General features: G+C 44.5%; 29 protein-coding genes, 1 pseudogene and 1 riboswitch. Of the genes and pseudogenes, 21 read left to right on the plus strand and 9 right to left on the minus strand.

The annotated features are described in order from the left end of the window. The first annotated feature begins 3 nt into the window (after positions 1-3). Genes B5F53_RS00880 through B5F53_RS00890 form a run of 3 tightly spaced genes read left to right on the plus strand, consistent with a single transcriptional unit; the run spans position 4 to position 2,917 of the window. Entirely contained in the window at positions 4-1,155 is a 1,152-nt protein-coding gene (locus B5F53_RS00880) for a glycerate kinase family protein (RefSeq protein WP_087218357.1), read from the plus strand. Positions 1,156-1,159: 4 nt separating this feature from the next. Next, positions 1,160-2,425, plus strand: coding sequence for a DNA polymerase Y family protein (locus B5F53_RS00885; RefSeq protein WP_087218360.1), 1,266 nt, complete (start codon positions 1,160-1,162; stop codon positions 2,423-2,425). 60 nt (positions 2,426-2,485) lie between these two features. Continuing rightward, entirely contained in the window at positions 2,486-2,917 is a 432-nt protein-coding gene (locus B5F53_RS00890; RefSeq protein WP_087218363.1) for a hypothetical protein, read from the plus strand. 216 nt (positions 2,918-3,133) lie between these two features. Here the strand turns inward: B5F53_RS00890 and B5F53_RS00895 are convergent, their stop codons facing one another. Together B5F53_RS00895 and B5F53_RS00900 are read right to left on the minus strand one after the other, a co-directional pair. Continuing rightward, positions 3,134-3,541 (minus strand): PIN domain-containing protein, encoded by a 408-nt coding sequence (locus B5F53_RS00895; RefSeq protein ID WP_087218365.1) that lies wholly within the window; start codon positions 3,539-3,541, stop codon positions 3,134-3,136. Beyond that, a complete protein-coding gene (locus B5F53_RS00900) occupies positions 3,538-3,759 on the minus strand; it encodes a type II toxin-antitoxin system Phd/YefM family antitoxin (RefSeq protein ID WP_087218368.1) in 222 nt (73 codons plus the stop codon). Before B5F53_RS00900 ends, B5F53_RS00895 begins: the two co-directional genes overlap by 4 nt. A gap of 252 nt (positions 3,760-4,011) precedes the next feature. On the opposite strand from B5F53_RS00900, the gene B5F53_RS00905 reads away from it, so the two are divergent. The 9 genes from B5F53_RS00905 (at position 4,012) to B5F53_RS00945 (ending at position 11,949) form a co-directional block, all read left to right on the plus strand. Beyond that, positions 4,012-5,316: a phenylacetate--CoA ligase family protein gene (locus B5F53_RS00905; protein ID WP_087218371.1), complete on the plus strand. Its 1,305-nt coding sequence runs from the start codon at positions 4,012-4,014 to the stop codon at positions 5,314-5,316. A gap of 13 nt (positions 5,317-5,329) precedes the next feature. Further along, positions 5,330-5,761 (plus strand): ACT domain-containing protein, encoded by a 432-nt coding sequence (locus B5F53_RS00910; protein ID WP_087218373.1) that lies wholly within the window; start codon positions 5,330-5,332, stop codon positions 5,759-5,761. A 50-nt stretch (positions 5,762-5,811) separates the two neighbouring features. Further along, a riboswitch (TPP riboswitch) is annotated at positions 5,812-5,926 on the plus strand. A gap of 143 nt (positions 5,927-6,069) precedes the next feature. Beyond that, positions 6,070-7,383: a phosphomethylpyrimidine synthase ThiC gene (gene thiC / locus B5F53_RS00915; protein ID WP_330396117.1), complete on the plus strand. Its 1,314-nt coding sequence runs from the start codon at positions 6,070-6,072 to the stop codon at positions 7,381-7,383. Positions 7,384-7,401: 18 nt separating this feature from the next. After that, positions 7,402-7,596 carry a sulfur carrier protein ThiS gene (gene thiS, locus B5F53_RS00920; protein WP_087218376.1) on the plus strand — a complete coding sequence of 65 codons (195 nt, stop codon included), beginning with the start codon at positions 7,402-7,404 and terminating at the stop codon, positions 7,594-7,596. 3 nt (positions 7,597-7,599) lie between these two features. Beyond that, on the plus strand, positions 7,600-8,235 hold the full coding sequence (gene thiF / locus B5F53_RS00925) for a sulfur carrier protein ThiS adenylyltransferase ThiF (protein ID WP_087218379.1): 636 nt from the start codon (positions 7,600-7,602) through the stop codon (positions 8,233-8,235). Between the two features lie 23 nt (positions 8,236-8,258). Beyond that, positions 8,259-9,023 (plus strand): thiazole synthase, encoded by a 765-nt coding sequence (locus tag B5F53_RS00930; RefSeq protein ID WP_087218382.1) that lies wholly within the window; start codon positions 8,259-8,261, stop codon positions 9,021-9,023. Positions 9,024-9,035: 12 nt separating this feature from the next. Beyond that, positions 9,036-10,193, plus strand: coding sequence for a 2-iminoacetate synthase ThiH (gene thiH, locus B5F53_RS00935; protein WP_087218385.1), 1,158 nt, complete (start codon positions 9,036-9,038; stop codon positions 10,191-10,193). Then, the gene (locus B5F53_RS00940; protein ID WP_087218389.1) at positions 10,186-10,806 is read left to right on the plus strand and encodes a thiamine phosphate synthase; all 621 of its coding nucleotides are present in this window, start codon (positions 10,186-10,188) and stop codon (positions 10,804-10,806) included. Before thiH ends, B5F53_RS00940 begins: the two co-directional genes overlap by 8 nt. A 102-nt stretch (positions 10,807-10,908) precedes the next feature. Continuing rightward, positions 10,909-11,949: an alcohol dehydrogenase gene (locus B5F53_RS00945; RefSeq protein ID WP_087219048.1), complete on the plus strand. Its 1,041-nt coding sequence runs from the start codon at positions 10,909-10,911 to the stop codon at positions 11,947-11,949. 64 nt (positions 11,950-12,013) lie between these two features. On the opposite strand, the gene mscL is transcribed toward B5F53_RS00945, so the two are convergent. The 3 genes from mscL to trkA form a co-directional block, all read right to left on the minus strand. Then, positions 12,014-12,451: a large conductance mechanosensitive channel protein MscL gene (gene mscL, locus B5F53_RS00950; RefSeq protein WP_087218392.1), complete on the minus strand. Its 438-nt coding sequence runs from the start codon at positions 12,449-12,451 to the stop codon at positions 12,014-12,016. Between the two features lie 83 nt (positions 12,452-12,534). Next, the gene (locus B5F53_RS00955; protein WP_087218395.1) at positions 12,535-13,974 is read right to left on the minus strand and encodes a TrkH family potassium uptake protein; all 1,440 of its coding nucleotides are present in this window, start codon (positions 13,972-13,974) and stop codon (positions 12,535-12,537) included. Between the two features lie 15 nt (positions 13,975-13,989). After that, positions 13,990-15,348 (minus strand): Trk system potassium transporter TrkA, encoded by a 1,359-nt coding sequence (trkA, locus tag B5F53_RS00960; RefSeq protein WP_087218398.1) that lies wholly within the window; start codon positions 15,346-15,348, stop codon positions 13,990-13,992. Positions 15,349-15,554: 206 nt separating this feature from the next. Here trkA and B5F53_RS20620 point away from each other — a divergent pair, with 206 nt between their 5' ends. From B5F53_RS20620 to B5F53_RS01000, 9 genes and pseudogenes are all read left to right on the plus strand, one after another. Then, positions 15,555-15,800, plus strand: coding sequence for a spore coat associated protein CotJA (locus tag B5F53_RS20620; RefSeq protein ID WP_330396118.1), 246 nt, complete (start codon positions 15,555-15,557; stop codon positions 15,798-15,800). A gap of 1 nt (position 15,801) precedes the next feature. Then, the gene (locus B5F53_RS00970; RefSeq protein WP_242970198.1) at positions 15,802-16,092 is read left to right on the plus strand and encodes a spore coat protein CotJB; all 291 of its coding nucleotides are present in this window, start codon (positions 15,802-15,804) and stop codon (positions 16,090-16,092) included. After that, positions 16,092-16,277, plus strand: a pseudogene (locus B5F53_RS00975) (manganese catalase family protein); the annotation flags it as partial. The gene B5F53_RS00970 and the pseudogene B5F53_RS00975, both read left to right, overlap by 1 nt. A gap of 87 nt (positions 16,278-16,364) precedes the next feature. Continuing rightward, positions 16,365-16,508, plus strand: a complete 144-nt coding sequence (locus B5F53_RS19780; protein ID WP_162610504.1) for a hypothetical protein — start codon at positions 16,365-16,367, stop codon at positions 16,506-16,508. Beyond that, complete coding sequence (locus B5F53_RS00980; protein ID WP_087218407.1) at positions 16,505-18,136, plus strand: recombinase family protein; 1,632 nt, start codon at positions 16,505-16,507, stop codon at positions 18,134-18,136. Before B5F53_RS19780 ends, B5F53_RS00980 begins: the two co-directional genes overlap by 4 nt. Next, positions 18,081-19,346 (plus strand): PocR ligand-binding domain-containing protein, encoded by a 1,266-nt coding sequence (locus tag B5F53_RS00985; protein ID WP_162610505.1) that lies wholly within the window; start codon positions 18,081-18,083, stop codon positions 19,344-19,346. Before B5F53_RS00980 ends, B5F53_RS00985 begins: the two co-directional genes overlap by 56 nt. 12 nt (positions 19,347-19,358) lie before the next feature. Continuing rightward, complete coding sequence (locus tag B5F53_RS00990; protein WP_087218413.1) at positions 19,359-20,018, plus strand: cobalamin B12-binding domain-containing protein; 660 nt, start codon at positions 19,359-19,361, stop codon at positions 20,016-20,018. A 122-nt stretch (positions 20,019-20,140) separates the two neighbouring features. Continuing rightward, positions 20,141-21,580: a trimethylamine methyltransferase family protein gene (locus B5F53_RS00995; protein WP_087218416.1), complete on the plus strand. Its 1,440-nt coding sequence runs from the start codon at positions 20,141-20,143 to the stop codon at positions 21,578-21,580. 50 nt (positions 21,581-21,630) lie between these two features. Next, positions 21,631-22,533 carry a DMT family transporter gene (locus B5F53_RS01000; RefSeq protein ID WP_087219054.1) on the plus strand — a complete coding sequence of 301 codons (903 nt, stop codon included), beginning with the start codon at positions 21,631-21,633 and terminating at the stop codon, positions 22,531-22,533. Positions 22,534-22,540: 7 nt separating this feature from the next. Here the strand turns inward: B5F53_RS01000 and B5F53_RS01005 are convergent, their stop codons facing one another. From B5F53_RS01005 to B5F53_RS01020, 4 genes are all read right to left on the minus strand, one after another. Beyond that, positions 22,541-24,271 (minus strand): recombinase family protein, encoded by a 1,731-nt coding sequence (locus B5F53_RS01005; protein WP_087218419.1) that lies wholly within the window; start codon positions 24,269-24,271, stop codon positions 22,541-22,543. Positions 24,272-24,605: 334 nt separating this feature from the next. Beyond that, on the minus strand, positions 24,606-24,731 hold the full coding sequence (locus B5F53_RS01010) for a type II toxin-antitoxin system PemK/MazF family toxin (protein ID WP_087218422.1): 126 nt from the start codon (positions 24,729-24,731) through the stop codon (positions 24,606-24,608). Beyond that, entirely contained in the window at positions 24,732-25,517 is a 786-nt protein-coding gene (locus B5F53_RS01015) for a MerR family transcriptional regulator (protein ID WP_087218425.1), read from the minus strand. Then, positions 25,510-26,421 carry a DUF2268 domain-containing protein gene (locus tag B5F53_RS01020; RefSeq protein ID WP_087218428.1) on the minus strand — a complete coding sequence of 304 codons (912 nt, stop codon included), beginning with the start codon at positions 26,419-26,421 and terminating at the stop codon, positions 25,510-25,512. The genes B5F53_RS01015 and B5F53_RS01020 overlap by 8 nt, the downstream gene beginning before the upstream one ends. Positions 26,422-26,425: the final 4 nt, after the last annotated feature.

Consider the following 26,425-nt stretch of genomic DNA (forward strand, 5'->3'; position numbering starts at 1 on the left):
GGAATGAAGGTAGTTGTAGCAATTGATTCATTTAAAGGAAGCCTGTCCTCCATGGAGGCAGGAATGGCCATGAAAGAAGGGATTTTAAAGGCAGATCCACAGGCAGATGTGGTGGTAAAACCTCTGGCTGACGGAGGGGAAGGTACTACAGAAGCCTTTGTGGAAGGAATGAACGGCACTTGGATTGAGACGGAAGTAACAGGCCCCATGGGAGAGAAGGTAACAGCCGCTTACGGATACCTGGAGGAGTCTCAGACTGCGGTGATGGAGATGGCCCAGGCTGCCGGAATCACCATGGTAACCGAAGAGACAAGAAATGTAAAAAAGGCCACCACCTATGGGGTGGGAGAGATGATAAAAGACGCCATCCAGAGAGGCTGCCGGAAATTTCTGATCGGAATCGGCGGAAGCGCCACCAATGACTGCGGCATCGGTATGCTGGCAGCTCTGGGAGTGAAATTCTATGATAAAGACGGAAATCCGGCCGGTATTGACTGTGAAGCAGCAGGTAAAATTGTCCGGATAGAGACACAGGAGATGCTTCCCCAGTTGAAAGAATGTGAATTCCAGGTGGCCTGCGACGTGACCAATCCCCTTTGCGGAACCAACGGAGCGACCTATATCTATGGCCCCCAGAAAGGGGTAAAACCGGAAATGCTGGAAGAGCTGGACGGCTGGCACAGAAATTTTGCTTTAAAAACCAAAAAGGATCTGGGATGCGATTATGCTGAAACTCCGGGGGCAGGAGCAGCCGGAGGACTGGGATTTGCTCTGTTAAGCTATCTCAATGCAAATCTGGAATCCGGGATTTCCCTGGTGATTGATGCGGTTGGTCTTAAGGAGGCAGTGAAAGACGCCGACTTCGTGGTAACCGGAGAGGGACGTCTGGATCATCAGACTGCCATGGGAAAAGTTCCTGTGGGAGTGGCGAAGATGGCGAAAACGTATGGGGCGAAAGTTGTTGCAGTAGCCGGATCCGTAACAAAGGATGCCAAAGCCTGCAACCAGGAAGGAATTGACGCTTACTTCCCCATTTTGCCGGGAATACTCACATTACAGGAAGCCATGGAAAAGGATAACGCAAAGCAGAACATGCAGAATACGGGAGAACAGATTTTCCGTCTGATTTGTGCATGCAGAGGAAAAGAAGCGTAAATACATGAAGAAAGTCATTTTTCATATTGATGTGAACTCCGCCTTTCTTTCCTGGGAAGCGGCAAACCGTCTGAAAGAAAACCCACAGGGGGAAGATCTGCGGCTGCTTACGGCGGCCGTGGGAGGGGATCAGCAGAAACGCCATGGAATCATTCTGGCAAAGTCCATTTCTGCAAAGAAGTTCGGGGTGCGTACCGGAGAGAGCATTCTGGAGGCACGGAAAAAATGTCCTCACCTGCTTCTGGTACCGGCCAACTATCCCCTGTACCGGGAATATTCTCAGGCATTTCAGAAGATTCTGAGAGAATATACGCCGGATGTGGAACCTTTTTCCATTGACGAGGCGTTCATGGATATGACAGGCACCCAGCTTCTGTTCGGAGAACCCCTGCAGGCGGCAGAGACGATCCGCAGACGAATGAAAAAAGAACTGGGCTTTACCGTAAATATCGGAATATCCAGCAACAAACTATTGGCAAAAATGGCTTCGGATTTTGAGAAACCGGATAAAATACATACCCTTTTTCCAGAGGAAATCCAGGAAAAAATGTGGCACCTTCCTGTAGATCAGCTATTCTTTGTGGGCAGGGCCACCGCCGGAAAACTCCATCAAATGGGAATTGAAACTATCGGAGATCTGGCGAAGACCGAGAAAAGCCTGTTAAAGAAACTTCTGAAAAAGCAGGGAGAGACGATCTGGAATTTTGCCAATGGAATTGATTTTTCTGTGGTTCAGTCTCAGCCGGTATCCAATAAAGGATACGGAAACAGCACTACCATGAGCTTCGACGTTACAGATGCGGACACAGCAAAAACGGTTCTTCTGGCCCTGTCGGAGACTGTGGGAACACGGCTGAGAGAGCACCAGGTTCTGGCAGAAGCCATCAGTGTGGAAATTAAGGATACCAGACTGAAAAGTCTGTCTCATCAGTGCACCCTGGACTGCCCCACAGATATAACCAACGAAATCTACCAGACCGCCGGCAGATTATTTGAGGAAGCCTGGAACGGCAGTCCCATCCGCCTGCTGGGGGTGAGCGCCATTCGTGTGACCAGCAGTCGAAACAGCCGTCAGCTTGGTCTTTTCGATACCCAGGACTATGAAAAGTGGGAGAAACTGGATGATGCCATTGATAAAATAAGAGGCAAATACGGGAAAGATTCTATCCAGAGGGCGGCATTTTTAAATAAAAAGAATATCGATCACATGTATGGAAAGCGTCTGAAATTTCAATTTACCGACGGAGAAAAAGAAGATTCAGACAAGTAGAAAACTCCGGTATAGAAAGGGAATTTCTGGGACATGCTAAGAAAAAAGGAGTTGGGGCATATGAACGGCAACGCAGAACTTTTAAACTTTGTATACCAGAATTCCCAGATGGGAATTGAGACTCTGCCGAAATTGCTGGAAACAGTAGAAGGGGGAGAGGAACTGAAAACCCATATGAAAAAGCAGTTAGAAGGCTATGAGAAATTTCATGAAGAAGCGAAAAACATGCTCAATGAAAACGGATATGACGAAAAGGGGATCGGGGCCTTTGAGAAGCTTCGGACCTATCTGATGATGAATCTTCAGACGCTGACAGACAAGACGGCTTCCCACATTGCAGAGATGCTTTTTATCGGCAGCAATATGGGGATTGTAGACGCCATAAAGAATACGCGGAAATATCAGGGAGCGGAGAAACAGATACTGAATCTGATGGATCGGCTGCGTATTTTCGAGGAAGAAAATGCCAGGAAACTGAAAGCCTTTATATAAACAACAGCAGGAGACTGTTTCAGAGAATTCTGATGCAGTCTCTTTTTCATGTAATAGGATTAAGGTGTCAAAAGTCCCTCTTTTTTCTATACTTGGCAAAATACACAAAATATCCTTCCGCGCGAAGCGCACAAAAACACTCATTCCAGAAGGAAAACGCTCTGCTGTGAATGCGGCCAGATGTGTATGGAATTTGACTGCCTGTGGCAGTATCCGTTACTTTTTCAAAAAATCAGTTGGCGTGACCGCCAAAACTGTGGAACCGGCAAAATCCTTAATATTTCTTGTAAGTATATAACTTGCGCCATTCCGTTCCGCCACGGCATCCACAACGGCATCTTCAAAGTCTGGCATGGAGCGCATGAGCGCGGTATGGATATCCACACTCTGTACGTCCGCAAAAGTGACGATCTGGGAAAGCTGTTCGATCCGTTCCTTTGCCTTTTGCGCGGACTGGAATGCCTTGCGGAGCATATAGAAAATATCCGTAGCGGCAGAGGCGGAGATCAGACATTCCGTATCCGCTTCAATGGCCTTGCGGAGTGCCTGGTAGGAGTCTGCGAAAAATGGTTCCCGTTTCTGGACAATATCCAGAATGACATTGGTATCAATCAGTATTCTCATTGTCTGGACAACCGCTCCTCTCGTATGGTATTTTCATCTATTGCCTTCTCCTGAGGAACACTCCCTACGAGGTCGTCCAGAAGCGCCAGCTTATTGACAGCGGGGCTTGTAAGGCGGGCAATGTTTTTTCCGTTCTTGGTAATAAAAATATCCTGGGATGCTGCCATTTCCAGATATTTTCCGAGATTGGTTTTAAATTCCGTTGCAGTAACGATCATATGAATCCCTCCTTGTTCGGGGTGTGCTTTGTATATTATTATTATACAAAAATTGGACGAAAATATCAATATAAAATCGTGCGATATAAAACGTTCGATAAAGATAGAGGCATGTTTGAAAGAAAAGTAAAAATACACAAAAAATCTTTACGTTTTTCATGCATCATGGTATAGTATAACTAAATAAATCCCAAAAAGGAAATTGGCCTTTAGTTATTGGGGAGAGGAAACAGGAGAAAGGAACGAGAGAAAATGGAGAATTATTATCAACCGGAGATTGAATGCGCATCTGCAGAGCAGATTCGCGCATGGCAGAACGAGCGTCTGGTAAAACAGGTGAAACATGTCTATGACAACGTGCCTTATTACAGGAAGAAAATGGTGGAAAAAGGAGTAGAGCCAGGGGATGTGAAATCCATTGATGATTTATACAAACTTCCTTTTTTAACCAAAGATGATTTAAGAGAAGCCTATCCTTACGGACTGCTGGCGAAACCATTGGAAGACTGTGTAAGAATCCAGTCCACCAGTGGAACCACAGGCAGACGTGTGGTTGCTTTCTATACCCAAAACGACATTGATTTGTGGGACGAGTGCTGTGCCAGAGCTATTGTGGCAGCGGGAGGCACCAACAAAGATGTGGTTCATGTATGCTACGGCTATGGATTATTTACAGGAGGACCTGGATTAAATGGAGGTTCCCATAAGGTGGGCTCCCTGACACTTCCCATGTCATCCGGAAATACAGAAAGACAGATTCAGTTCATGACGGATCTGGGTTCTACAATTTTATGCTGTACTCCTTCTTATGCGGCTTATCTGGCAGAAAGCATTATTGAGCGGGGATTGCAGGGAAGTATTAAGCTGAAAGCCGGAATCTTCGGCGCAGAGGCGTGGACAGAAGAGATGCGTCATGATATAGAAGAAAAACTGGGAATTAAGGCTTATGACATCTACGGACTGACGGAGATTTCCGGTCCGGGAGTTTCCTTCGAGTGCAGTGAACAGACAGGTATGCACATTAATGAGGATCATTTCATCGCTGAAATTATTGACCCGGTTACAGAAGAGGTTCTTCCGGAAGGTTCAAAAGGCGAACTGGTATTTACCAGTATTACAAAAGAGGCATTCCCTCTGCTGAGATACCGTACCAGAGACATCACCGTTCTTTCCAGAGAAAAATGTTCCTGCGGACGTACCCATGTAAAAATGAAAAAACCAATGGGAAGAAGCGACGATATGCTGATTGTGAAAGGTGTCAACGTATTCCCGTCTCAGATTGAAATGGTACTGATGAATAAAGGCTATCCGGCAAATTACCAGATCATCGTGGATCGTGTTCACAACAGCGATACCATCGAAGTACAGGTAGAAATGACTCCGGAAATGTTCTCCGATAACGTGGGCGAGATTACCGGACGTGAGAAAGAACTGGTAGGAGCTTTAAAGGCAATGCTTGGTATCTATGCGAAGGTAAAATTAGTAGCGCCTAAGACAATCCAGAGAAGTGAAGGAAAGGCCGTACGAGTAATCGACAAACGTAATTTATATAAATAAGGAGATGAGAAAAATGACAGTAAAGCAGATTTCCGTATTCCTGGAGAATAAACCGGGAAAACTGGCAGAATTTACCGATATTCTTACTGATAACCAGATCGATATGAGAGCCTTGTCTTTAGCAGAAACAGAGGACTTCGGAATTCTGAGAATCATTGTGGATGATGTATACAAAACCTCCACCGTATTAAAAGAAGCCGGATATGTATTTTCCATTACGAAAGTTCTGGCAGTAGAGATTCCGGATACTCCGGGCGGACTTGGAAATGTTATTCATATTATCGGTGACAGCGGTGTAAATATTGAATATATGTATGCCTTTACAACGAAGAAACAGGGAATCGCCTTTATGATTTTCCGTGTTCACAATAATGAAAAGGCATTGGAAGTACTGCTGAAGAACGGATACCATACCGTATGTCAGGAAGAATTAAAAGAACTGTAAAAGGAAAACTTGACAAAGTCTGTAAACAAGAGTAAATTAAAGTCATAATTTAATAGGAACAGGGGGGCTGGCGAAGGCCGGCTGAGATTAAACCCGTAATTCGGTTTTGACCCTTTAAACCTGATCTGGGTAATGCCAGCGTAGGGATGAACACAGGATTTTTATAGAAATTTATAAGAAGATTAAAAAGCTCCTGCAGGGATTCCCTGCAGGAGTTTTTTGTATCATAAGAATGCTGTTTCCTATGATACAAAAACGCTTTGCGCACAATGCGCCTGATTCATTCTATGGGAAGGAGAAATTAAAAAGTGAGAGAATACTGTACACAGATGGAGGCGGCGAAAAAAGGAATTATAACACCGGAGATGGAAACGGTTGCCGCAAAAGAGAACATGGAAGTGGAAATTTTAAGGGAAAAGGTGGCTAAGGGAGAAGTAGTAATTCCCTGCAATATTATGCATACTTCCATTTCACCGGAAGGAGTCGGCTCTGGTCTGCGGACGAAAATCAATGTAAATCTGGGAATTTCCGGAGACTGCAAAGATTATGAAGTGGAAATGCAGAAAGTGGATATGGCCATTCGTTTCGGGGCGGAATCCATTATGGATTTAAGTAATTACGGAAAGACCAATGTCTTTCGTACAGAGTTAATCAAACGTTCCCCGGCCATGATAGGAACCGTGCCTATGTATGATGCCATCGGCTATCTGGAGAAAGATCTGCTGGAAATTTCCGCCCAGGATTTCCTGAAAGTAGTAGAAGCCCATGCCAAAGAGGGCGTAGATTTTATGACCATCCATGCGGGAATTAACCGCAGAACCATTGAAGCTTTCAAAAGAGATAAGAGAACCATGAATATTGTTTCCAGAGGAGGCTCTCTGTTATTTGCCTGGATGGAAATGACAGGAAATGAGAATCCCTTCTATGAGTACTTTGATGACGTACTGGAAATTTTAAGAAAATATGATGTAACCATCAGTATCGGAGATGCTCTGCGTCCGGGATGTATTGACGACAGTTCCGATGCAGGACAGATTTGTGAATTAATTGAAATCGGCGCTCTTACCAAAAGAGCCTGGGAGAAAGATGTTCAGGTCATGGTAGAAGGCCCGGGACATATGGCTATGAACGAGATTGAAGCCAATATGAAAATGGAGAAACGCCTCTGCCATAACGCTCCCTTCTATGTATTAGGACCCATTGTAACAGATATTGCACCAGGGTATGACCACATTACTTCTGCAATCGGAGGCGCCATCGCAGCCGCCAGCGGAGCCGACTTCCTGTGTTATGTAACGCCTGCAGAACATCTGCGTCTGCCGGACGTAAATGATGTAAAAGAGGGAATTATCGCTACGAAAATAGCCGCCCATGCAGCAGATATTGCCAAAGGAATCAAAGGGGCAAGAGACGTGGATAACCGGATGGCCAAGGCCCGTCATAAAGTGGAGTGGGATGAGATGTTCGCCATTGCCATGGACGAGGAAAAAGCCCGCCGCTATTATGAGAGCACACCGCCAAAGGATCGCCATACCTGCTCCATGTGCGGAAAAATGTGCGCAGTACGTACAACAAATATGATTCTGGAAGGAAAGAAAGTAGAATTCTGTACAGAAAAATAGAAATAAGGAGACTCGAAAATGAGAGTAAACGGAAAAGAAGAAACACAGGGCGCCGGGCTGACACTGGAGGAGTATTTAAAGACAAAAGGTTATGAATCCAACCGGGTGGCAGTGGAATTAAACGGGGAAATCGTTCCCCGCAGCCATTTTTCCGAAACCGTTTTACGTCAGGAAGATGCCCTGGAGATTGTAAGCTTCGTGGGCGGAGGCTGAGAAATGAAGATTACAGAAGAGATGTACCGGCAGGCTTTGGAACAAAGGCACGGAAAAGAGCAGCAGAAGATTCTGGAGGGCAGCACGGTGGGAGTGGCAGGCCTGGGCGGCCTGGGCTCTCATATTGCAGTCATGCTGGCCCGGATGGGCGTGGGAAACTTAGTGCTGGCGGATTTTGATACCGTGGATTTGACCAACATTCACAGACAGCAGTATACCCTGGATGATGTGGGAAAGAAAAAGACAGAGGCTATTCTGGGGTATTTAAAAAAGGTAAACCCTTACATAAATTACCGGATCTTTGACGGAAAAATCACCGGAGAAAACGCCGGAGAAATTTATGCAGACTGTCAGATCGTATGCGAAGCCTTTGATCAGCCCCAGGCCAAAGCCATGCTGATAGAAACGTTACTGGAACGAATGCCGAAGCTGTATCTGGTTACCGGAAGCGGAATGGCGGGAATCGGTTCCGCCAATACCATGGAAACTTCCCGCCCTTTTCAGAGACTTTATGTGTGCGGGGATAAGGTATCCGAGGTGGGGGAAGAGGAAGGATTATTTTCCCCGCGGGTAACTCTGTGCGCCGCCCAGGAAGCTTTAATGACTGTTCGTTTAATTTTAGGAATTACAGAGCCGTAAAAGACAAGATAGGAGATGCAGACATGAAAGATACATGGAAACTTGGAGAACATGAATTTACATCCAGATTTATATTAGGTTCCGGGAAGTATTCCCTTCCGCTGATTCAGGCGGCAGTGGAAGATGCCGGAGCGCAGATGGTGACCCTGGCTCTTCGCAGGGCCCAGGCCAATACGGAAAATATTTTAGACTATATCCCGGAGGGGGTAACGCTGCTTCCTAATACTTCCGGCGCCAGAAATGCAGAAGAAGCCGTGAGAATCGCCCGTCTTTCCAGAGCATGCGGATGCGGGGATTTCGTAAAGGTAGAGATTATGCGGGATACCAAATATCTTCTTCCGGATAACTATGAAACGGCAAAAGCTACGGAAATTCTGGCGAAAGAAGGCTTCCTGGTAATGCCGTATATGTTCCCGGATTTAAATGCGGCAAGAGATTTACAGAATGCAGGCGCAGTTTCTGTGATGCCTCTGGGAGCGCCCATCGGATCCAACAAAGGACTGTGCAGCAAAGAATTTATTCAGATTTTAATCGATGAAATTGATCTGCCCATTATTGTAGATGCAGGGATCGGAAAACCCTCCCAGGCATGTGAGGCTATGGAAATGGGAGCCGCCGCAGTAATGGCAAATACAGCAATTGCCACAGCCGGAGATATTCCTGCCATGGCAAGAGCTTTTAAACAGGCAATTGAAGCAGGACGTACCGCCTATTTATCAGGACTGGGACGGGTAATGGAGAAAGGAGCTTCTGCCTCTTCTCCGTTGACGGGATTTCTGGAAGCGTAGGAGGACGGTCAGATGATTACACAAAAAACAAATCACATGGAATATCAGGAGAACATGGAAATCGTGGATTCCGCCATTATGGATCAGGTCTTAAGCGCCAGAGAAAGCTTTGATCCGGAGGCTTATACAGAAGAAGATGTAAAAAGAGCCCTTCAAAAAGATGTTCTCCACCCGGAAGATTTCGCCGCTCTCCTTTCTGTGGCAGCCTCTTCCCATTTAGAAGAAATGGCCAGAAGGGCACAGGAAGAAACCAGAAAACATTTCGGCAACTCCGTGGCGATGTTTACTCCCCTTTATATTGCCAACTATTGTGAAAATTACTGTATTTACTGTGGCTTTAACTGCCATAATAAGATCCACAGAGCGAAATTAAACGCAGAGGAAATCGAAAGAGAGATGCAGGCCATTGCGGCTACCGGTCTGGAGGAAATCCTCCTTCTGACCGGGGAAAGCCCGAAAATGTCAGATGTCAGCTACATCGGAGAGGCCTGTAAAATTGCAAAGAAGTACTTCAAGGTAATCGGACTGGAAGTCTATCCTATGGACAGTAAAGATTATGCTTACCTTCATTCCTGCGGGGCAGACTTCGTGACGGTATTCCAGGAAACCTACAATCCGGATAAATATAAAGACCTGCATCTGGGAGGAAGAAAACGGATTTTCCCCTATCGTCTGAATACCCAGGAAAGAGCTCTGAAAGGAGGAATTCGCGGCGTGGGATTTGCCGCCCTGCTGGGTCTGGATGATTTCCGCAGAGATGCCTTTGCCACAGGTATGCATGCATATCTGGTGCAGAGAAAGTATCCCCAGGGAGAGATTGCGTTTTCCTGTCCAAGGCTCCGTCCTATAATTAACAACGAGGAAATCAATCCCAGAGATGTCCACGAACCACAGCTTCTGCAGGTTATCTGTGCGTACCGGCTCTTTATGCCTTATGCGGGAATTACCATTTCCAGCCGGGAAGGAAGCCGTTTTAGGGATCAGATTATTACCATTGCAGCTACCAAGATTTCAGCAGGCGTAGATGTGGGAATCGGCGGTCATTCCGAAAAAGAGGCCAAAGGAGACGAGCAGTTCGAGATCGAAGACGGCCGTACCGTAGAAGAAATCCGGGAAATGATTGTCCGTCAGGGTATGCAGCCGGTCATGAGTGATTATATCTATGTATAGAGAAAAGAAATTTCAGATTCTCTGTGTGACCAGCCGCAGGCTGTGCAGAGGCTCCTTCCCGGAGCAGATTCGCCGTGTGGCCCGAAGCGGTGTGGATGGGATCATCCTGCGGGAGAAAGATCTCACAGAAGAGGAATACGCCTCCATGGCAAAAGAGGTGTCCGAAATCTGTATGCAGGAGCAGGTTCCCTGTATTTACCACCATTTCACAGAGACAGCGAAAGAGCAGAAGGCCGGGTACCTGCAGTTGTCCATGCCGGATTTCCGGAAAAATTTCCGTCTGAAAGAGGCGTTTCCCTGCCTGAAAAAGATGGGCGTATCCATACACAGCCTTGAGGAAGCAAAAGAGGCCGAGAGCCTGGGGGCAGATTATCTGGTTGCCGGGCATATCTTTCAGACAGACTGCAAACGGGGTCTTCCGGGAAGGGGAACCGGATTTCTAAAAGAGATTTGTAAAGAAGTAAAAATCCCGGTGTATGGAATCGGCGGAATTACTCCGGAAAATGTTTCTCTCATAAGAGAAAGCGGGGCCAAAGGCGCCTGCATTATGAGCGGATTTATGAAAGAAAGTTTCTGTCCTCCTCAGGATTATTTGTCTGCTTCGCTTGTATGAAAACACGGGCATGTGTTAAGATAGAGACAGAGAAAAATATGGTCGAAAACAGGCAAAAGGAGGAGCAGCATGGGGCAGGAAAAGAAACAGACAGAACGTAAGATGTGGGCTGCAGTCTATCGGGGGAAAGGGAAGATTTCCCTGGAAGAACGGAAGATGCCGAAACTGTTAAAGCCCACAGACGCCATTATTAATGTAACATTAACCACCATTTGTTCCAGTGATATCCACATTCTGAAGGGAGCTGTGCCAAAAGCCAGAGAAGGTGTGATACTGGGTCATGAATTTGTGGGAAAAGTAATAGAGACCGGATCCCAGGTGAAGAAATTCAAACCTGGGGATCGGGTGGCAGTAAATGTGGAGACTTTTTGCGGAGAATGCGAATTCTGCAAAGAGGGCCATGTGAATAACTGTACGGACAGCGAAGGAGGCTGGGCGCTGGGATGTCGGATTGACGGAGGTCAGGCAGAATTTGTACGAATTCCCTATGCAGATCAGGGCTTAACGAAAATACCGGATACCGTTACCGATGAACAGGCCCTTTTTACCGGAGATCTGCTCTCTACCGGATATTGGGCCGCTCAGCTTGGAGAACTGAAACCGGCGGATACGGTTCTTGTCATAGGAGCGGGGCCTGCGGGGATCTGTACCATGCTGGCAGCCAGACTTTACAGTCCTTATAAAATCATAGCGGTGGATCTGGACGAAGAACGCCTGGAGCTGGTAAAGGAACAGGGGCTTGCAGACGTGACATTTTCAGCCAGAACCCAGGAACTGGAAAAAAAGATTCTGGAAGAAACCGGCGGATATGGGGCAGACGTGGTCTTTGAGGCGGCAGGAAGCAGCGATACTTTCCGGCTGGCCTATGAAACGGCCCGTCCCAATGGGATTGTCTGTATCATTGCCATGTACGAAGAAGATCAGGTACTGCCCCTTCCGCAGATGTATGGAAAGAATCTGATCTTTAAAACCGGAGGAGTGGATGCCTGCTGCTGCGGGGAAATTATGAAGCTGATTGAAGCAGGTAAATTAAATGCAGAATTTATGATTACCCACCGGACAACCTTAAGCCAGATTGAGGGCGCCTACGAAATCTTCGGGAAAAAACAGGATAACATTCTGAAATGGGCAATTAAAGTATAAAAAAGAAGCACCGGGAAGGAATTCAGAAGAAAACCTTCCCGGTGCTTTTATGTAATGAAATTTATTAGTTTTCCGCAGCGGCTACTGCCTGGTTTTCTGCTTCCTCTGTTTCCAGCTGAGATGTACAGTGAGGACAGCGGGTTGCTTCAATTGCAATTTCACTTTTGCAGAAAGGACATACCTTTGTGGTAGGAGCAGCGGGTTCTTCTTTCTTGCGTCCCAGATCCATCAGCTTATTGACTGCTTTTAACAGGCAGAACAGAACAAGCGCCATAATGAAGAAATTAAATAAAGAAGAGACGAAGGAAGACGCGAAACCTGCCACATCCTGAAGAGTGTAGGTCTTTCCGCCGGTTACAAAATTCAGAATCGGGTTAATAAAGTTATCGGTCAGAGAGGTGACAATTCCGGAGAAAGCGCCTCCAATAAGAACACCGACGGCCATATCCATCATGTTTCCACGCAGGGCAAATGCCTTAAATTCTTCAATAAACTTTTTCATTTTCTCTTTTCCTTTCGTAAAATACTCCAAGGACTAAAATAACACAATTTTTTCAAAAAGAAAAGCAAAAATTACATTTTCTGCTAAAATTTCTGCCAGGTATCTTTCCGGAAAAGCAGAAGCAGAGGGAAGATTTCCAGTCGGCCGGCCAGCATATCAAAGGTAAGAACCAGAGTAGACCAGTCAGAGAAACCGGAAAAGTTTGAAGAAGGTCCCACAAGTTCCAGTCCGGGCCCGATATTATTGAACGTAGCCGCCACAGCCGTAAAGTTGGTAATCAAATCCAGTTCATCCGGAGACAATGCCAGGATGGAAAAGGAAAAGATTAACAGATAGCTGATAATAAATACGTTGGTGGAACGCACCACTTCATGTTCCACCATCTTTCCATCCATTTTAATCTTCTTTATACTTTTGGGATGGAGATACTGCTTCAGTTCCTTATTAACTGTTTTTAATAAAATTACAAAACGGGAGACTTTAATTCCTCCGCCGGTACTTCCGGCACAGGCTCCCACAAACATCAGCATAACCAGAATCGTCCGGGAACATTCCGGCCACAGATTAAAGTCAGTAGTCGCATAACCGGTAGTGGTTATAATCGAAGCCACCTGGAAAGCGGACTGCTGAAGGGCGGTGAAGAAACTGCCGAACAAATGAGTGATATTGAAAGCAATAATGAGTATCGCTGCTCCAATAATACCCAGATACGCACGAAGCTCTGTACTTTTCAGAGCCTGCAGCGGTTTTTTCATCAGAATCAGGAAATAAACATTAAAGTTTACTCCGAATAAAATCATAAATACAGTAACTACCACCTGGAGATAGGTGGAATATCCAGCCATACTGTCATTCTTAATTCCGAAACCTCCGGTACCGGCAGTGCCGAACATGGTAGTCAGGGAATCAAATAAAGGCATTCCTCCCGCCAGCAGGAGAATCAGCTCCACAATACTCATGCCAAGGTAAATCAGATAGAGAATCTTAGCGGTGGATTTTACTTTGGGAACCAGCCGGCTTACGGAAGGGCCGGGGCTTTCCGCCTTCATGAGGCTCATGTGAGAGCCGCCGCTCATGGGAAGTAAGGTAAGGAGAAAGACAATAACTCCCATACCTCCAATCCAGTGTGTAAAACTTCTCCAGAATAAAATACTCTTGGGAACCGTCTCCACTTCAGTCAGAATACTGGCGCCTGTGGTGGTAAAGCCGGAAACGGTTTCAAATAAAGCATCTACAGGGTTGGTAATAACGCCGCTGAACAGGAAAGGAAGACCTCCCATAATACTCATAATTATCCAGCACAGCGCTACCGTTATAAAACCGTCTCTGGTGAAAAACGTTTTATTTTCGGGCTTCTTCCGAGTCAGCGGAAGACCAATCAGAAGACACACGCCCATAGTAATAAGGAAAGCTTTAACAGATGACTCCCTGTAAATAAGTCCTGTAATGCAGGGAAGGATCATAAAAGCAGCCTCTATATTTAAAAGCCATCCGATAATATAAGCAATCATGGAATAATTCATAATCAATCATTCCTCCTACTTTTCCAGAATATCCCGAATATCATGAAGCCCTTTCCGGGTAGTGACAACAATTACCGTGTCCCCTATCTGAATGGTATCATGGCCTCTGGGAATTGAAAATTTTCCGTGGCGTGTAATGCCGCCAATCAGAAGATTTTTCTTCAGATGCATCTCCATCAGAGGAACATTTACCACTGGAGATTCCTCACGGATGGAGAATTCCAGGGCCTCGGCCTGGTTATCCAGAATGTGATACAGAGTCTCCACATTACAGCCGATGGTATTCTGCATGGCGCGGGCGTAGCTGACAATGTAGTCTGCCATAATGTATTTGGGATAAATCACACTTCCAATATCCAGTTTCTCAATAATATGATCAAAAGAAATTTTTGTGACTTTGGTAATGAGTTTTCCTTTTGTATGTTCTTTAGCAAACAATGACAGCAGGATATTTTCCTCGTCCAGATTCGTCAGGGTAATAAAGGATTCTGTACAGGGCAGTCCTTCCTCCATTAAAAGGTCCCGGTTGGTTCCGTCTCCATTTATGATGGTGGCAGAGGGGAGAAGTTCGCTGAGCTGTTCGCAGCGTTCCACATTCTGCTCCACAATCCGTACCTTAATCTTCATGGCAATTAAAATCTTCGCCAGATAATAGGCAATCGTACCGCCTCCCACAATCATCGCATTATGTACCTGGTGGGTTTCAAATCCGATTTTGCGGAAAAATTCTGACGCATTTCTGGGAGAACCCAGGATGGTAATATAATCATTGTCCTGTAAAATAAAGTCGCCGTCCGGAATGGAAATCGTCTCACCTCTTTCCACCGCACAGACCAGAATATCGCATTTTACCTTTTCCAGAAGAGACGAAATGGAAATACCGTCTAATGCAAATTCCGAAGAAAGACGGAACCGTAAAAGTTCCACACGGCCCTTGGAAAACGTATCAATATTAATAGCAGAAGGAAAGCGGAGAAGCCGTGAGATTTCCACTGCAGCAGTAAGCTCCGGATTAATAATCATAGAGATTCCCAGCCGTTCCTTTATAAAATCAATTTCATTGTTGTAAATCGGATTTCTCACTCTGGCGATGGTATTGCAGTCTCCTGCTTTCTTGGCAATTACACAGCAAAGGAGATTCAGTTCATCTGATTCTGTCACAGCAATTAAAAGATCCGTATCTTTGATTCCGCCCTCCAGTAAAGTACTGATGCTGGCTCCGTTCCCCCAGAGTTTAATGGCATCCAGATCGTCAGGAATTTCCTGAATCTTTTTCAGAGAGGAATCAATCAGCACCAGATCATGTTGTTCAGAACCAAGACGTTCGGCCAGGGTAAGTCCTACTTTACCGCAGCCAACAATAATGATTTTCATAGTTGCCTCCAATATTCTATTAAGATTATAGCGTCAGTACACACTGACGCTAAGGCCATTATAGCACCACTGGATTGAATTGCAATCGAAAAATGGAAATTTTTCAGAAAACTTATTCTTATGCACACACCCGGAGATTTATGACATAAAATAAAATGAAACTGATGCCTGAACAGGCAGGAGCGTTTGTAGAAAGGAATTGTTTTATGGACAGATGTCAGATGAATCGAATGGGCAGCTATTCTAATAGAAATAATGTCTGTACCAATCAGGGGCAGACAGGAAGGAGCCGGGATAAGACCATATATCATCACGTGGACCAGATGCCTCCGGCAATGGCATATGTGCCGTTTCAGAACATGACAGAGACCTTTGATTTATGTTATGCCCTGAAAGTAGGAACCATATTCCCGCAGCTTTGCAAGCCGTTTTGCGGAAGGAGGTGCCGGTAATATGATGAGGGGGAACTTTACTCCTGTTACGGGAAAAGACAGAATGATGCAGAAAATCAATGAGGTGAGTTTCGCAGTAAACGATATTCATCTCTATCTGGATACCCATCCCTGTGATGAAAAGGCGATGGAATTTTTCCGGGAAAATGTAAGAATGCGAAAAGAAGCTCTTTCAGAATATGCACGGATGTACGGCCCGCTGACCATTGACACAGCAGACGACTGTGCAAGCAGAAGCTGGCAGTGGATACAGCAGCCGTTTCCATGGGAAAAAGAAGGGGGATGTCGTTAATGTGGAATTATGAAAAAAGATTACAGTATCCGGTGAATATTAAAACCCCGAATGCTAAACTGGCCCAGTTCATCATGAGCCAGTATGGCGGTCCGGACGGAGAGATTGGAGCTTCCATGCGCTACCTGTCCCAGCGGTTTACCATGCCCAACCGTACGGCAATGGGGGTATTAAACGATATAGGAAGATTTTTTACAATATGACGATTTTACCATAAAGGGACAAAGAATCTACATATATATTAAAAAAGAATACCGCCGGAGAGTATGAAAATGGAAGAAAAAAAAGAAAAAATAAAAGAAGAGAACAGGGAAGAGTTTTACAGACATCTGAAAAAAGGAATCTGCAGGGAGCTTTATGCCGGAGGGTTCCTGACGAAAGAACAGATTTTTGAAATCCTGGGGGAATCCCTGTGAAAGTAGCCGCCTATTGCAGAGTTTCGACGGATCAGGAGGATCAGAAGAATTCTCTGAAAAATCAGAAAAAGTATTTTCAGGAATATATTTCCCGGGAAACAGGGTGGGAATTCACCCGGATTTACTATGATGAGGGAATCAGCGGAACGCAGACCCGCAGGAGAAAAGGCTTTTTAGAGATGATAAAAGAGGGGCAGGAGGGAACGTTCCAATTGGTATTAACCAAGGAGGTAAGCCGTTTTGCCAGAAATACGGTGGACGCTCTGTTTTATACCAGGAAACTGAAAGAGTGGGGAATCGGAGTGCTTTTTACTCTGGATCATATTGATACCAGAGAACAGGATGGGGAACTTCGCCTGACTCTTATGGCAGGAATCGCTCAGGAAGAGAGCCGGAAAATATCCCAGAGAGTGAAATGGGGACAGAAAAGGAGTATGGAACAGGGAGTTGTTTTCGGGAGGGAACTGCTGGGGTATGAGCTGGAAAAGGGACGCCTGCGGATAAAAGAAGAGGAGGCAGAGATTGTCCGGGAGATTTTCTGCAAATACACCATAGAGGGAAAAGGAACGGGACGGATTGCCCGGGAGCTGGAGGAGGAAGGGTATTCCTCCAAAAGAGGAGCAGGATGGTCAGCAGGCGTCATTGCCAGAATATTGGATAATGAAAAATATGTAGGGGACTTATGTCAGGGAAAAACCATGACTCCCGATTACCTGACTCATGTAAAAAAGAAGAATCAGGGAGAAGAACCCCTGGTATACCTGAAAGAGCACCATCCCGGAATTATCAGCCGCAGTCTGTGGGAACAGACCGGTCAGGAACGGGAAAGACGACGCAGAAACAGCGCCCGGGGAGAAAAGTACAGCGCCCGCTACTGGTGCAGTGGGAAAATTTACTGTGGAAACTGCGGAAACAGTTATGTGAGCCGGAAAAAGAAGTATGCAAACGGAACCGTCTATCACGGATGGCGGTGTGGATGTCAGGTTACAGGGGCGTCTTCCTGTAAAAACCCTTCTGTGAATGAAAAGACATTAAAAGAGGCAGTGTGGTACTGTCTGCATGAACTTGCCCCGCCCAAAGAAAAACTGACAAAAGACATCCTGGAACCAATAGAGGGGACCAGGGAAGGACAGAGGAAACAGAGCCAGGGAAACCATCGGAAGGAAACGATACGGGTTTTGCAGGAGAAAAAACGAAGAACCATTGATTTGGCTCTGGAGGGGATTATCTCTGCAGAAGAGTTAAGGCAGCAGCGCCAGTGGTATGAACAGCAGATAGAGCAGGTTTACAGGCAGGAAAGGAGCAGGAACCAGGAAACGAAAAAAGAAATACGGGAAGAAAAGCTGAAGGAGATCCTTGATTTCCGGAAGGAGTATGAGTTGCTTTACGGAGAGATTCTGGAGAAAGTCACCGTATTCCCCGACCGGATATTACAGATTCAGTTTTGGGGGTTGGAAGCCAGGACGCTGAAAATAGGGCCTCCTAAGAGAAACGGAGAAACAAAGGTGGAAATACAGGAGAATTTTTGTTATAGTGGAAAGAAAGATGCGGACAGGAAAGTGGAAAGAACCTATGAATCCAAAAGAGAAAAATCCGGGGCGGGAAGAGCTGGAACTGATTTTAGATAATTTTTCCCGGGCGACCAAACTCAGCCTTGCAGCAGTCAACACCTATGGAGAACCCTTTCTTACCAGTACCAGCTATCAGGAGAATTCGTTCTGTCGGTATGTGAAGAAGACCGAAAACGGCAGAGCCAAATGTGAGAAAAGTTACTGCAAAGCATGTAAGCAGGCTTTGCAGTGGAAGGAACCCTATTATTTCATGTGCCATGCAGGTCTGATTATGTGGGCTCTTCCCCTTGTGGTGGAAGAGACGCTGATCGGAGCGGTGATGTGCGGTCAGGTTTTATTCTGGGAACCGGATGAGATGTTTTTCAGGCAGCTTGAACGCAGCTTTACAGCGGAGGAAATTCAGAAACTGAGGACGCTGGCCAAAGATATAAAAGTAATATCTCCATCCGAAAGCGATTCGGCGGCGAAACTTCTGTTTATGGCCGTTCATTATCTCAGCAAGAATGCAGACGCCTCCCTGAAAGAGCAGAAAAAGCGGATGGAATGGAGAAATGCTTTAATCAGCCGTATCCAAATGAGAAAGGAAAAATTTCAGGATGCGGAATTTGATTTGTCCGTTTATATTAAAAGAGAACGGCGGTATCTTCAGTATGTCCGGATGGGGAATAAAGAGAAAATTCAGGAAATGCTGCCGCTGCTTTTTACTGATATGGAGATTCTAAGCGACTATGAAAGAGAAAAAATCCGGTTCTGGCTGTCAGATTTTGCCGCTTTATCTTCCAGGGCCATTATAGAAGCAGGCGCAGACTGTGAAATGGTATTCCGGATTATGGATCAGTATAAGACAGAGCTGAAACGGATGAATACCATCGAAGAGCTGATTGAATACACCTATAAAACCCTTTGCCGCCTTTTTGAGTATATTTATCTGACAAACAAAGACGATTACATCAGCGTATTGAAAGAAGTGCGAAAATATATAGACATTCATTACAGTGAAAAGCTTTCCATAGAGGAAATTGCAAAAGAGGTTTATCTGAGCCCCTCTTATTTATGTACGCTGTTTAAAAAGAACGCGGGAAATACGATCCACGATTATATTCTGCGGGTACGGATTGAAAAATCTATTGAGTTTATGCAGGATCGGAGTCTGAGTTTGAAGGACATAATGAAAAAGTGCGGGTTCAAAAGCCAGAGCTATTATACCAAAGCCTTTCGGGAGATGATAGGAGTCACCCCGGGGCAATACCGCAATAAATTTTTGTAGGGATGAACGCGTATGGATATATATGAAGAAATCAGAAGAAATTTATTAAGAGGAGATACGCAGTACGTTGTGAAACTGGTACAGAAAGCAGTGGCGCTGAGGTATCCTCCAGAGTCAATTTTAAAGGACGGACTGATCCTGGGAGTAGATACCCTGGCTTATAAATTCCGAAACTGTGAAGTGTCTGTTCCGGAATCCCTTATGGTAGCCAGAACGCTGAACGCAGGGATTGAAACGCTGAAACCTTATCTGGAAAAAGCCGGGAAGAAACAGCATGTGGCAGTTCTGGGCACAGTAGAGGGAGACTTTCACGATATTGGAAAAAACCTGGTACGTATCTATTTATCTACTTTGAATATCCAGGTTGTGGATCTGGGAATGGATGTGGGAAAGGAAGAGTTCATTGAGGCTGTGAAAAAGTATGATGCAGAGCTTCTTATGATGTCGGCACTTCTGCCTACCACCATCGGGGAAATGAAAACAGTAATCGAAGAACTGAAGGACCAGGGTCTCAGAAATAAAGTAGTGGTTTTCGTGGGAGGTATGCCGGTAACCAAAGAATACGCCCAGGAAATTGGGGCGGATTATTATACCCGGGATGCGATTGAGCTTCGTGACTTGTTAAATACCAGCCTGAATAAAATTCTGAGAGAAAAATTGAACAAAAAATAGAAATATACAGCAATCATGAAAAAACCTGTTTTATGCTAGAATGACAGTATCAAAGAAAGATACGTATCAAAAGCAGAAACGGGTTTTTACTATTTTAAAAGATAAAAAAGGGAGGTATTTTCATGAGACCAAGTCTGAAATATTTAAGCGATCAGGAAGTAAAAAGAGTACATGAGAAAGCTTTGGAAATGCTGGAAGATCTGGGGATGAAATTTGAGGGGCAGGAAGCAAGAGATTACTTTGAAAAAGCGGGTGCAAACGTAGAGGGAGATATTGTAAAGATTCCAAGAAAGATTATCGAAGACGGGCTGAAGACTGTGCCCAAAAGAGAGGAATTTACGTTATACGGAAGAACTCCAGACAAAGATATTCACTTAAAAGACAGTGTTCCCACTCTGGCGGCTATGACCATGGCAACTAATGTGCTGGATCCCTGGAGCGGAGAGAGACGCAAAGCTACAGATCGGGATCTGGAACTGCTTACAAGAGTGATGGAAAGACTGGATACCGTTTCCATGGCAAGCGCACTGATTACTCCTCAGGACGTTCCCATGCAGTCTTCGGACTGGTATACCTGGGCCACTTCCATCAAGAATACAACGAAACACATCACAGGAGGTGCTGTGGGAAAAGAGGGCGTCCGGGACGCTATCCGGATGGCCAGCCTTGCCATAGGAAGCGAAGAAGAATTTTACAAACGTCCCTTTATATCCTTCTGGGTACTGACCATGCCGCCCCTTCGTGTGGATGAGAACACATCCAATGTCCTAATGGAAGCAGCAGTGCATAAAGTGCCGTCAGTAATCAGTTCCGGAGGAATCCTGGGAATGACTTCACCCATGTCAGTGGAAAGCGCGCTGGTACATACCCATGCGGAAACTCTGGCGTGTATTGCACTGTCACAGCTGGTAAATCCGGGAGCTCCGGTTATCTACTCCAGTTATGTAAGAAGTATGGATATGAAGACGATGTGTATTAATATGTCCTCTCCGGAAAGTATTATTATGAAATGCGGCATGGCTCAGTTAGGAGATTATATAGGACTTCCAACCAAGATGCCGGCGAACTTAAGAGACGGTAAACTGCTGGATGCCCAGGCCGGATTTGAAACAGGAATGGGAGGACTGGCAGGAGCCTATACCTGTGATTTCATCGTGGCCATGCAGTTGGATATGGACATTATGGTAGATTATGCAGATCTGATTTATTCAGATGAATGTATGAAGATTCTCCAGAGAATGGTAAGACCTCTGGATTTCAGCGATGAGACACTGGCTTATGACAATATGGAAGAAGTAGGACCGGGAAATACTTTCCTGGAGACAGATCATACTTTTGATCATTATCGGGATGAAATCTGGATGCCGCAGGTGATGGAGAGAGGAACTTACGAAAACTGGGAGGCAAAAGGAAAGAAAGATATTCGCCAGGTATGTCTGGAAAAAGTACAGAAAATTCTTAAAGAAGTGGAAAATGAGGAACTTTTGCCAAAAGAGGTACGGGACGCTATTGATGAAATTGCGGCAGGATCAGAAGAAAAAGCGAAAAATATCAAACGGTAACAGTTTGTGTGAAAACAGATCGAACGGGAAGAAAGCGGGGGATGAATCTTATGAAGGCGAAAGGAAAGACCAGCGGAATCATTGCAATGGCAGTTGTAGTAACTATTTACGGTGTTTCTTATATTTCCAGAGAAGTCATCAGCAAGTATCTGGAAACCATTGTCATTCTGGGAATCCAGATGACCATTATGGCGATTTTATTTACCGTATATAATCTGGTGAAGGGCAACAGTATGAAACTGAAGAAAAAGGACATCCCTTACATTATAGCCTCCGGGCTTTTCGGGACAACCTTTTACCATGGACTGACGATTTTAAGTATTACCTCCATTGGAGCTACGGTATCTTCCCTTCTTTTCGGATTTGCAGCAGTTTTTGCACTGATTGTGGAGATTCTTCTGTTTCACAGGAAAAAGACGAAACTGGGGATTCTTAGTATTGTAATTTCTCTGGTAGGAGTTTATATTCTGATGGGTGTGAAATTCAGCGATTTGGCATCTACCAATTTCAAAGGATATGCCTTATGCCTGCTTAGCATTATTTCCTGGGTGGTGTACTGTTTTCTGACCGATAAGATTTCAGAAGGATACGAAAAAACAGTGCTGTTAAATTATCAGGCTTTTGTGGGAGCGATTACCACCCTTCCGTTTATTCTGCTGTATCCGGTACAGATCGATGTACTGGCGAAACCGGAAGTATTCATGAATTTAATTATTCTGGGGATCTTTAACTCCACATTTGCTTATTTCCTGAATATTTATGCCATTAAAAAGATAGGAGTTACCCTGTCTAACCTTATGCTGGATTTCCTGCCGGTAGTGACCATTCTTATATCGCTGATTTTATATAGGACGATTCCTACCTGGAATCAGATTGTCGGCGGTATTATCATTCTTATCTCGGTTTTCCTTCTGGACAAAGATCAGAGAAATGTGGAGGCAGAAGCTGCATAGGAAGGTGTCATTTATACAGCGATACAGGTAGAGAAGCCTCAGAAATGGAGCATTCTGAGGCTTCAGCTTTTTTTCGCCCGGCGTGCAGCAAATTTGCCGGTGGCAGATTTGTCGTAGACGCTTCAATAGTCCCTTTCACACTCTTTGCCATTGCGAACTGCCATTTATATGGCAGCATATTCAGATACACATCTATATGGTTTTTATCGTTGACTACCATTTTATCAAGTAGCTGCGTGTAGTAGTCATCTTCATATTGAACACCGCTTATAAGCTCCTCGATAGCTTTCTGTATATCCTCTGACAGCTCTCGCTGTTTGTTTATCATATCCTGTTGTTTTTCAATACCGTCCGCCATAGATTTCAGTTGTTCAATTTCTTCATCATATTTTGCTCGCAGGGCGGTAAACTCACTTTTGTCAATATCACCGCTTGTGTAAAGCTCAATCAGCCCTGTCCGCTTTTTCTTTGCTTCTTCAATTTTGACCGCTAAAGCATTCGTGTTTGTTCCCGTTATATCCATAGAAATAACAGCTTCAATAGTCTTAGTTAAATTGGAGATGATTTTCTGGCGGTTCATTTTAAGCTCTTTACAGACAAGATACATCAAATAAATAGCATCTTCATTTCGGATACTCTCACCAGAGCAGCCCACTTGATTTCCCGCCTTATCTATATGAGGTCTGCCGTGTTTTGCTCCCTCAAAGCAACGCCAAGCCTTATATTGGCTTCCGTCTTTTCGGGTCTTGTATCTGGCAACATAGCTTGCTCCGCACCTGCCGCATTTGATTTTACCAGAGAAGGGATAGCGGTTTGAGTGCTTTGCTTTGCCCTCCTGCGATAAAGATTTTTCGTCTAATATGCGGTTGGCTTTCTCAAACAATTCACGGGAAATAATCGGCTCGTGATGGTCTTTGATAATTACAAATTCCTCTTGTCCTCTGTTGTATTTCTTTTCGTGAGAAAGAAAGTCTGGTGTGTAAGTTTTCTTTTGTACCAAATCGCCGCAGTATTTTTCATTGCGGATCACTCGGAGAATAACGGTATTCTGCCATTCTTTCACGCGCATCGGACGTATGCCTTCCTCACGAAGTTCACGGGCGATGACGTGTGTTCCTTTGCCCTCATTTACAAACTTGTGGAAGATAAGGCGTACAATCTTAGCCCCCTCCTCATTGATATACATTTTACCTCCACGGACATCATAGCCGAGCATACTCCGTCCAAATACAACGCCTTGCTCCATCTGGCGTTTCTGCCCCCACTTTACACGCTCGGAAGTCCTGCGGCTTTCTTCCTGTGCAATAGAGGACATAATGGCAAGCCGAAGCTCTGCATCGCCGTCCATTGTGTTAATGCCGTCATTCATAAAGATAACGGCGACACCGTGTTTTCTGAGGTCACGGGTATAATAAATGCTGTCAAGGGTATTTCTGGCAAAACGGGAGATTTCCTTTGTGATAATCAAATCAAAATCGCCGTTCTTGGCACACGCAATCATACGGTTAAATTGTTTTCTCTTTTTTGTGTTCGTACCAGAGATGCCCTCGTCCGCAAATATTTCATAAAGCTCCCAATCGGGATGATGTTCAATATATTGCTTAAAATATCGCTGCTGACTTTCAAAGGAATTGGCTTGGTCATCGCTGTCCGTGGAAACACGGCAGTATGCAGCGACCTTTCTTTTCTTATCAAGTTTTTTTCTTTCTTGGTTTAGCATCTCGTATTTCTCTAACATATTCCTGCTCCTTTCCTTGTTTATGTCGAATGTGTAAATTTTAAAATCATACATTCGGATATGTATTCGTAATCCGCTTTGCTACTTACTCATGAACGCAAGTCACTCTGTGCCTTGCGTTCAAGTTCCTCTATACAGCGTCCACTTTGTGAATGGGTCAATAGTTGCCTTTTCTCCAAAGACAGAAGTATTGACTTTTGAACATTCAAGAGAAACGCTGCGTGTTCCTGCTCATTCAGTTCTGGAGCAGGTTCGCCAACATAAACAAATTCTCGATGCTTCAGTAGCCAACACCTCCCTCGTTATCAATGTATGACCTACTGCCTGTACAGTATTACGAGAGGGTATCAACGGATACCATAAAACGCCTGTCAAAAGTACCGATGTACTCTTGCAGGCGTTGTTTGTCGAGTGTTCTAATCTGCTCAAGCAATATGAGGGAATAGGATAATCTATCCAATTAGCGTTCATTTCTTTCCTCTCTTTGTCGGGAACAAAAAATTTCGATAGCTTTACTGAAAAAGGCAGCTAAATCTCCATTTCCAAACCGATTTATAAAATCAGAAAATCTCAAATCCGTAACATACATTTTCCCCAAAGAAGAGAGTATCTGTTTATCACATTGATAAAAATGTTCTGTAATATAAAGTTGCCATTCCCGTACTATATTTTGAACCTCTGGACAGTCTGGCGATTTGTTTTCATATGTCGCTAACCTTTCAAAAATATTCTGTGCCATAGAGAAAAATGCTTGCATTTGCTCATTTTGAATTTCTTGAGCTTTTGAGGAAAAGATTGCCGCATACTCTTTGAAACTTTCAGTATCTCCCCACTTTTCCAAAACCTCTTTTTGAAATTGAGATTGCAGCTCCATTACTTTCGAGTTAGAAAATGCTGAAAACGAGATTTCTTTTGCTCCATTGATTTCAGCCTTTACAAGTGCTATTAGACCGTCTATGCGTTCTCTCTGAACTTCTAAAATACTTAAATGCTTTTCTAATGCTTCTGTCCGATTATAATGAGGGGAATTGAGCAATTTTTTAATTTCTTTCAATGCAAAACCGACCTCACGAAAAAACAAAACTTCCTGCAACCGGCACAAATCCTTATCAGTATACAAACGATACTTCGCTTCCGTTACAATCGAAGGTTTCAAAAGTCCAATTTCATCATAATAGTGAAGCGTCCTTGCTGTTATGCCTGTTAAATTGACTACCTCGTGAACTGTCAACGGTTTTTCATTCATTCCAAAAATCCTCCACTGCACTTAATATTTCGTTTGCAGGTAATAAAGTTGCTTCTACTATACTTTTTCCTGTTTTCTGCAAATAATATTTTACTAAATGATAGCCACAAGCATATCCCGCACAATATGGCAATCCAACAGGGGAATAATTTTGTAAAGCAGCCATTTCATCGCCATATAAATAAGCATTGAGGTTTTCAAGCCCCTGTACGTCCAGTCCATCATAGATAATTGGTTTGATATATTTTTTCAGCGTTTCCATATCAGTTTTCTTAATCCACGGTCCCGCCTTATCTTCTCCATACAAATATGTGGCAAAGTTTTCTGCAAGCCCCTCACTGATCATCATTTCTCCGAGCGTAATATCATTTCTCCATTTAATAAACTGGAAACGCACATTATGATTTGTTTCATGTGCAAGCGCAACTGGAAGATGCTCTAATGTGTAATCATTAGGAATAAGCCAAGAAAAAATATATCCTGGAATACCGCCATCTCCGCAATAGCCCTCATTCATTGAGGTATAAGGACTTTCCTCATTTGCCAACAGGATAGTAAACAAATATTCCTGAACAGGTAACTCAATCCCTGCGTCTGAAAAACACTTCAACGATTTTTCGACTGATTGTTTACATTCATACCAAAGCCTATCTGAAGATATACGTTCAATATTATCTCGTTGAGTTTCATCCACTTTTGTTGGCGTAATATGACCAAGCATCCCACTCGCCATTATCACATCATACCCATTTGGCGTAGCTGCTTTCATCGGTACACAATAGCAAGCCCATTTTTTCTCAAAAGGCATCATCAATTCATAACGATAAATGTCATCTTTCTTGTCTAATGGCGCTTTCATAATCTTGGCGTAAATACCGTCTGAACGAATAAAATTTACATTCATATTA

It is taken from the genome of Blautia sp. An249, assembly GCF_002159835.1.
Taxonomy (GTDB): Bacteria; Bacillota; Clostridia; order Lachnospirales; family Lachnospiraceae; genus Blautia_A; species Blautia_A avistercoris.

Excerpts from the sequence above, each read along its gene's own strand:
- B5F53_RS00880 (WP_087218357.1), top strand. The coding sequence starts at position 4 with ATGAAGGTAGTTGTAGCAATTGATTCATTTAAAGGAAGCCTGTCCTCC.
- B5F53_RS00885 (WP_087218360.1), top strand. The coding sequence starts at position 1,160 with ATGAAGAAAGTCATTTTTCATATTGATGTGAACTCCGCCTTTCTTTCC.
- B5F53_RS00890 (WP_087218363.1), top strand. The coding sequence starts at position 2,486 with ATGAACGGCAACGCAGAACTTTTAAACTTTGTATACCAGAATTCCCAG.
- B5F53_RS00895 (WP_087218365.1), bottom strand. The coding sequence starts at position 3,541 with ATGAGAATACTGATTGATACCAATGTCATTCTGGATATTGTCCAGAAA.
- B5F53_RS00900 (WP_087218368.1), bottom strand. The coding sequence starts at position 3,759 with ATGATCGTTACTGCAACGGAATTTAAAACCAATCTCGGAAAATATCTG.
- B5F53_RS00905 (WP_087218371.1), top strand. The coding sequence starts at position 4,012 with ATGGAGAATTATTATCAACCGGAGATTGAATGCGCATCTGCAGAGCAG.
- B5F53_RS00910 (WP_087218373.1), top strand. The coding sequence starts at position 5,330 with ATGACAGTAAAGCAGATTTCCGTATTCCTGGAGAATAAACCGGGAAAA.
- thiS (WP_087218376.1), top strand. The coding sequence starts at position 7,402 with ATGAGAGTAAACGGAAAAGAAGAAACACAGGGCGCCGGGCTGACACTG.
- thiF (WP_087218379.1), top strand. The coding sequence starts at position 7,600 with ATGAAGATTACAGAAGAGATGTACCGGCAGGCTTTGGAACAAAGGCAC.
- B5F53_RS00930 (WP_087218382.1), top strand. The coding sequence starts at position 8,259 with ATGAAAGATACATGGAAACTTGGAGAACATGAATTTACATCCAGATTT.
- thiH (WP_087218385.1), top strand. The coding sequence starts at position 9,036 with ATGATTACACAAAAAACAAATCACATGGAATATCAGGAGAACATGGAA.
- B5F53_RS00940 (WP_087218389.1), top strand. The coding sequence starts at position 10,186 with ATGTATAGAGAAAAGAAATTTCAGATTCTCTGTGTGACCAGCCGCAGG.
- B5F53_RS00945 (WP_087219048.1), top strand. The coding sequence starts at position 10,909 with ATGTGGGCTGCAGTCTATCGGGGGAAAGGGAAGATTTCCCTGGAAGAA.
- mscL (WP_087218392.1), bottom strand. The coding sequence starts at position 12,451 with ATGAAAAAGTTTATTGAAGAATTTAAGGCATTTGCCCTGCGTGGAAAC.
- B5F53_RS00955 (WP_087218395.1), bottom strand. The coding sequence starts at position 13,974 with ATGAATTATTCCATGATTGCTTATATTATCGGATGGCTTTTAAATATA.
- trkA (WP_087218398.1), bottom strand. The coding sequence starts at position 15,348 with ATGAAAATCATTATTGTTGGCTGCGGTAAAGTAGGACTTACCCTGGCC.
- B5F53_RS20620 (WP_330396118.1), top strand. The coding sequence starts at position 15,555 with ATGGACAGATGTCAGATGAATCGAATGGGCAGCTATTCTAATAGAAAT.
- B5F53_RS00970 (WP_242970198.1), top strand. The coding sequence starts at position 15,802 with ATGATGAGGGGGAACTTTACTCCTGTTACGGGAAAAGACAGAATGATG.
- B5F53_RS19780 (WP_162610504.1), top strand. The coding sequence starts at position 16,365 with ATGGAAGAAAAAAAAGAAAAAATAAAAGAAGAGAACAGGGAAGAGTTT.
- B5F53_RS00985 (WP_162610505.1), top strand. The coding sequence starts at position 18,081 with ATGAATCCAAAAGAGAAAAATCCGGGGCGGGAAGAGCTGGAACTGATT.
- B5F53_RS00990 (WP_087218413.1), top strand. The coding sequence starts at position 19,359 with ATGGATATATATGAAGAAATCAGAAGAAATTTATTAAGAGGAGATACG.
- B5F53_RS00995 (WP_087218416.1), top strand. The coding sequence starts at position 20,141 with ATGAGACCAAGTCTGAAATATTTAAGCGATCAGGAAGTAAAAAGAGTA.
- B5F53_RS01000 (WP_087219054.1), top strand. The coding sequence starts at position 21,631 with ATGAAGGCGAAAGGAAAGACCAGCGGAATCATTGCAATGGCAGTTGTA.
- B5F53_RS01005 (WP_087218419.1), bottom strand. The coding sequence starts at position 24,271 with ATGTTAGAGAAATACGAGATGCTAAACCAAGAAAGAAAAAAACTTGAT.
- B5F53_RS01015 (WP_087218425.1), bottom strand. The coding sequence starts at position 25,517 with ATGAATGAAAAACCGTTGACAGTTCACGAGGTAGTCAATTTAACAGGC.
- B5F53_RS01020 (WP_087218428.1), bottom strand. The coding sequence starts at position 26,421 with ATGAATGTAAATTTTATTCGTTCAGACGGTATTTACGCCAAGATTATG.